The organism is Amycolatopsis sp. M39, from assembly GCF_001651785.1.
Lineage (GTDB): Bacteria > Actinomycetota > Actinomycetes > Mycobacteriales > Pseudonocardiaceae > Amycolatopsis > Amycolatopsis rubida.
In genome coordinates, this window is record NZ_LWSF01000057.1 from 1 (window position 1) to 5,422 (window position 5,422).

The window sequence follows — 5,422 nt, forward strand, 5'->3', positions numbered from 1 at the left end:
CTCCTCGTCGCGCTCCAGCCGCTCGATCAGCTGCAGCTGGCGCTGCACGAGGCTCTGGCTGCGCCGCGACAGGTTGACGAACACGCTGGAGTAGCCCGCGCGCATGGCGGCCTGTTCGGTCGCCAGCTTCAGCGCCTGGCTGTGCACCTTCTCGAACGCCCGCGCGACCTCGCCGACCTCGTCCTGCACCTGGACCGGCACCGGTTCGACCTCGACGCTCTGCGCGCGGCCCTCCTGGATGTTGCGGACCGCCTCGGGCAGGTCCTTCTCCGCGACGTCCAGCGCGGACCGCCGCAGGATCTTCAGCGAGCGCAGCAGCTGGCGGGCGATGACGAACACGACCGCGGCGGCCGCGGCGAGCGCCGCGAACAGCAGCACGGCCAGCAGGCCCGCGCTGCTGCCCGCGTCCTCGACCAGCTGGGACGACGCGGCGGTGAGGTCGGTGCTCATCCGGCCGGAGACCTCGGTCAGCTGCGAGGTCACCGCGTTCGAGGCGGTGTTCCACTCCTGCGCCGAAGTCCGCTTGAGCGCGTCGTCGGTGGAGATGCCCTGTCCGCCGAGCACGGTGCCGAGCATCCGCTTGCGGTCGTAGGAGGTGTCCGGCTTGATCGTGCTCTCGAAGTCGAGGCGCTGCGGCGCGGTGGCGGCCGCGTTGAAGTCGGCGACCCGGTCGTCGAACCGCAGTTCCGCGTCGCGCACGTCGCTCAGCTGCTGCGGGGTCAGCGTGCCCGCGGAAATGCCGTAGCCCACCAGGGACTGGGTGACCGACACCTGTTCCTTGGCCGCTTCGAGATCGTGCAGCGCGCTCGGGGTGCTGCCGAGCGCGTCGGCGCTCGCGCCCGCCGACACCGCGGTGTCGGCCCCGATCAGCGCGCTGGTGACGGCGTTGTAGTCGCCGACCGCCTCGGCCGCGTTCAGCAGGCCTGCCCCGACCTGCTGGCGGATCACCGCGATCTCGTTGACCTGCGCGGTCGCCGAGTTCACCGCGCCGGACACGCTCGACCCGTCGGCCCCGACCCGGGCGGCCGCCTCGGTGAACGGCGCGACCGCGGCGTCGGTGGCCGCGCGGGCGGACTTCAGTTCCGGGGTGACGCCCGAGGTGCCCGCGATGAGCTGGGCGGCGGTCTGGGTGCGTTCGCGCTGCAGTCCGTCGGTGAGCGCGCGCAGCTGGGTGCTCAGCCCGACGAGCCGGTCGATCCGCTGGTAGTCGCTCGACCGCGAGACCTGGCCCGCGATGGCGGTGATGCCGAGGACGAGCGCGAGCACGATGGGCACGATCGTGACCGCGGACAGCTTGACCGGCAGGCTCCAGTCCCGCCAGCGCAACGCCGCCCGCCAGCCCGACGACCAGCGCGGCCGCCGGGGCGGGCGGCCGAGCAGCTTCTCCACAGGCACTTGGCCTTCTCCTGCAACGGTCACGAAAGTGACTCCCTGTCCGGCGTCGTGGCGGCCCGTCGGCGGTTCCCGCGGCTGCGTCCGCTCCCGGTGCGCAGCGCGCTCCCGGCGCGGAGTCCCGCGGTCCGCCTGCCCGCGCGTCCGACCGGGGGCGGGCAGGACCGGGTCGATCCTTCACCGGTCCGGGAGACGATCGGCTTCCCGGGACTATGCACGTGCACGACGCAACTTGCGGACTGCACGGCGGTGGTCGAGATCAACTTGTCTGCGCCTTATCGATCGCTGCGGGCGGCTGGGGCCAAAGAATCGTACACCAATCGCCGCCTGCGTTATTGCGTTCCGCATCGGAGGGCTGACCTGGGAAAATAGTCGGAACACGGGAACGCGGAGCCGCGGATTCGCACCCGGCCGCCCGACCCGGGAATTCCGGTTACCCGGCGCTCTCGGCCCCGGCGTCCGGCCGTCACCCGATTAGCCCACACAGGGTAAGCGACACCCTCGATGGGACTACGCTCCGTGCCCCCATCGGGTGGGTGCACGCGGAAGTTGAACCCGATGTTGTGGAGATGCAGCGACGCGCCGCCCGACCCGGTGATTTTTGCCCGCCTCCCTTCCCTGCCTGGGAATCCCCGCCCGGACCGCGACCCGCCCGCCGAAGCGGAGCGGCCGCCCCGCCCGGCGGCTACGACCGGTCACCGTAGTGGATCTTGACCGGCCCGTCACTCCGCCGTCTGCCGCAACCCGGACCGATCCCGGCGACTCCCCGTGACATCGGTCCTCACTATTCCGAGTGATCAGCCTGTGATCTGCCCGGACGCGCCGTTTCGCGCTATTTCCCGGGCGAAAAGGAATTTCCGGTGCCCTCGCGAACCGGCTTTTTCCGCGTTCCGGCGGCGTCGTTACTATGGCCGCCTCCCCGTCCGCAAGGGCGATCCGGGCGCTTTCCCGAACGAGCCCGGCGCCATCCACCGCGCAAGTTGCCGGAGGCAGCCATGCACAACGTCGCGCGCACCACCGGACCGGCCGCCGCGGCCGAGGACACCGGCCAGATGCCCGCGCTGTTCGACCGCGCAGAAGGCGACGCCGCCCCGCGCGGCAGGCGCCGCACAAGCGGCCCGGACTACGAGCAGATCCAGCGCAGCCCCCAGTTCCGCTCGCTGCGCAGCCGCTTCCGCCGGTTCGTGTTCCCGATGAGCATCGGGTTCTTCGTCTGGTATCTCGCCTACGTCGTGCTCGCCGCCTACGCGGGCGAGTTCATGAGCACGCCGGTCTTCGGACTGGTCAACGTCGGCATGCTGCTCGGCCTCGGCCAGTTCGTCACCACCGCGGTCATCACCGCGCTGTACGTCCGCTTCGCCGACCGCGAGATGGACCCGCGCGCCGCCGAGATCCGAGCACAGGCCACCCCTGTCACGGAAGGAACACCCCAGTGACCACCGTTTCGCTCGCCGAAGGAGCTTCGGAGAGCAACCCGCTGATCAACACCGGGGTGTTCGCGCTGTTCGTCGCGATCACCCTCTACGTGGTCTACCGCGCGGGCAACCGCCGCTCGTCGACGTCGGGCTACTACACCGCGGACAGCGCTTTCACCGGAAGGCAGAACGGCGTCGCGCTGTCCGGCGACTTCCTGTCCGCGGCGTCGTTCCTCGGCATCGCGGGCGCGATCGCGATGAACGGCTACGACGGCTTCCTCTACTCCATCGGCTTCCTCGTCGCGTGGCTCGTCGACCTGCTGCTGCTCGCGGAACTGCTGCGCAACACCGGCCGCTTCACCATGGGCGACGTGCTCAGCTTCCGGATGAAGCAGCGTCCGGTGCGCGCCGCGTCGGCCACGTCGACGCTGGTGATCTCCTTCTTCTACATGCTCGCGCAGATGGCGGGCGCGGGCGGCCTGGTCGCGCTGCTGCTGGACGTCCACTCCAAGTGGGGCCAGGCGCTGGTGATCACCGTGGTCGGGCTGGTGATGATCTCCTACGTGCTGCTCGGCGGCATGAAGGGCACCACCTGGGTGCAGATCATCAAGGCCACCATCCTGCTCACCGCGGCCTCGCTGATCACGGTGTTCCTGATGGGCAAGTACGGCTTCAACTTCTCCAGCCTGCTGCGCGCGGCCGCCGACCGCAGCCCGATGGGCAAGGACCTGCTCTCCCCCGGCGGCTCCTACGGCAAGAACGGGACCACGAAGCTCGACTTCGTGTCGCTGTCGCTGGCACTGGTGCTCGGCGTCGCCTCGCTGCCGCACGTGCTGATGCGCTTCTACACCGTGCCGAACGCCCGCGAAGCGCGCCGCTCGGTGGTGTGGGCGACCGCGTGCATGTTCGTGTTCTACCTGTGCACGCTGGTGATCGGCTTCGGCGCGGCGGCGATCGTCGGCCCGGACGAGATCAAGGCCGCGCCCGGCGGCGAGAACTCGGCCGCGCCGCTGCTGGCCCTGCACGTCGGCGGGACGGTGCTGCTCGGTGTCATCTCGGCGGTCGCGTTCGCGACGATCCTGGCCGTGGTGGCCGGGCTGACGCTGACCGCGTCCGCCTCGTTCGCCCATGACGTCTACGCCAACATAGTGAAACGCGGCAAGGCGGAGCCGGAGGACGAGGTCCGGGTCGCCCGGCTGACCGCGGTCGTGATCGGCGTGCTCGCCATCCTCGGCGGCATCCTCGCCAACGGCCAGAACATCGCGTTCCTCGTGGCGCTCGCGCTGGCGGTGGCGGCGTCGGCGAACCTGTCGACCCTGCTGTACTCGCTGTTCTGGAAACGGTTCAACACCACCGGGACGCTGTGGAGCATCTACGGCGGGCTGATCGCCTGCGTCGTGCTGGTGCTGTTCTCGCCGGTGGTGTCGGGAGCCGCGGACTCGATCTTCCCGAGCGTCGACTTCCACTGGTTCCCGCTGAAGAACCCGGGCCTGGTGTCGATCCCGGTGTCGTTCCTGTGCGGCGCGATCGGCACCTTCGCCGGCCGCTCGAAGGGCGATCCGGCCAAGCACGCGGAGATGGAGGTCCGGTCGCTGACCGGCATCGGCTTCGGCTCCTGACCCTGACACGAAAAAACCGCGGCGCCCGGAAGTCCGGGCGCCGCGGTTTTTTCGGTGCTCAGAAGACGTCGCGCCCGGCCTGCACGCGGTGCGTCACCCGCCGCTCGACGACGAACGACACGAACGGGACGCATCCGGCCAGCAGCACCAGGACGGTGCTCTTGATCGACCAGCGGGCCTTGATCGCGAGGTCGATGGTGAGCACCAGGTAGATCATGTAGAGCACGCCGTGGATCGGCGAGTACACCTGCGCGGGCGCGGCGTTGCCGAAGCCGTACTCGATGATCATGGTGGCGCAGAGGGCGAGCAGGCCGACACCGGTCACGTACGCGCTGGTCCGGAACCGGGTCAGCGAGCCGGACACCTTCGACTGGCGGGCAGGGGCGGCACCGTCGGTGCTGGTCGTCATGGGAGCGTCCTCACTTCCGCGGGCGTTCAGGACTGCTGGTCGCGGGCGTTGAGCTCGCGCAGGTAGCGGTTGTAGGCGGCGAGTTCGTCGTCTTCTTCGACGGGAGCCGCGGCCGGTCGCGGCGCGGGCACGCGGACCGGAGCCGGAGCCGGCTGTCCGGGTTGCCCGGCGGCTTCCTCCTCGCGTTCGCGCAGCTTCTTGATGCGCCAGAACATGAACGCGGGGAAGAGCCCGAAAAGCGGCCATTGCAGCACGTAGCCGAGGTTCTGGAAGGTGCCGGTGGCGGACGTGAACCGGTCCCACTGCCACCAGGCCAGCCCGCAGCACAACGCCAGGCTCACGACGCTCGTGGCGGCGATCATGAGCCGGCGCCCGAGCGGGGACGCGGCCGGGCCGGGATCTGCGGGCACGGCATCGACGCTAGCACTGGCTGGGAACGACGTTGCGGAGAGGCGGCGAGGTCGTGACCTGGGCCCCACGGCCCTGGTAGCCGCAGCGGAAGTACGTGAGGGGGACTCTGACGGAATCTGATTCCCTCAGAGGGTGTTGTGGAACCGGGGTGGTTAGTCGTTGTGGTCTTCTGTTAG

The 5,422-nt window shown here is 69.9% G+C and carries 5 protein-coding genes; 2 read left to right on the top strand and 3 right to left on the bottom strand.

Translation table 11 applies throughout. The features are described from left to right. Positions 1–1,419, bottom strand: a 1,419-nt coding sequence (locus A4R44_RS45075; RefSeq protein WP_232792085.1) for a nitrate- and nitrite sensing domain-containing protein, incomplete at its 3' end; no start/stop codon positions are given. Positions 1,420–2,387: 968 nt separating this feature from the next. Between A4R44_RS45075 and A4R44_RS45080 the strand changes: the two genes are divergently transcribed. Then, a complete protein-coding gene (locus A4R44_RS45080; protein ID WP_067595781.1) occupies positions 2,388–2,828 on the top strand; it encodes a DUF485 domain-containing protein in 441 nt (146 codons plus the stop codon). Beyond that, the gene (locus A4R44_RS45085; protein ID WP_067595783.1) at positions 2,825–4,426 is read left to right on the top strand and encodes a cation acetate symporter; all 1,602 of its coding nucleotides are present in this window, start codon (positions 2,825–2,827) and stop codon (positions 4,424–4,426) included. The genes A4R44_RS45080 and A4R44_RS45085 overlap by 4 nt, the downstream gene beginning before the upstream one ends. A 58-nt stretch (positions 4,427–4,484) precedes the next feature. Here A4R44_RS45085 and A4R44_RS45090 read toward each other — a convergent pair whose 3' ends face one another. Continuing rightward, positions 4,485–4,835, bottom strand: a complete 351-nt coding sequence (locus A4R44_RS45090; protein ID WP_067595785.1) for a DUF3817 domain-containing protein — start codon at positions 4,833–4,835, stop codon at positions 4,485–4,487. 26 nt (positions 4,836–4,861) lie between these two features. After that, on the bottom strand, positions 4,862–5,197 hold the full coding sequence (locus tag A4R44_RS45095) for a hypothetical protein (protein ID WP_198545695.1): 336 nt from the start codon (positions 5,195–5,197) through the stop codon (positions 4,862–4,864). Positions 5,198–5,422 lie beyond the last annotated feature (225 nt).

Excerpts from the sequence above, each read along its gene's own strand:
- A4R44_RS45080 (WP_067595781.1), top strand. The coding sequence starts at position 2,388 with ATGCACAACGTCGCGCGCACCACCGGACCGGCCGCCGCGGCCGAGGAC.
- A4R44_RS45090 (WP_067595785.1), bottom strand. The coding sequence starts at position 4,835 with ATGACGACCAGCACCGACGGTGCCGCCCCTGCCCGCCAGTCGAAGGTG.
- A4R44_RS45095 (WP_198545695.1), bottom strand. The coding sequence starts at position 5,197 with ATGATCGCCGCCACGAGCGTCGTGAGCCTGGCGTTGTGCTGCGGGCTG.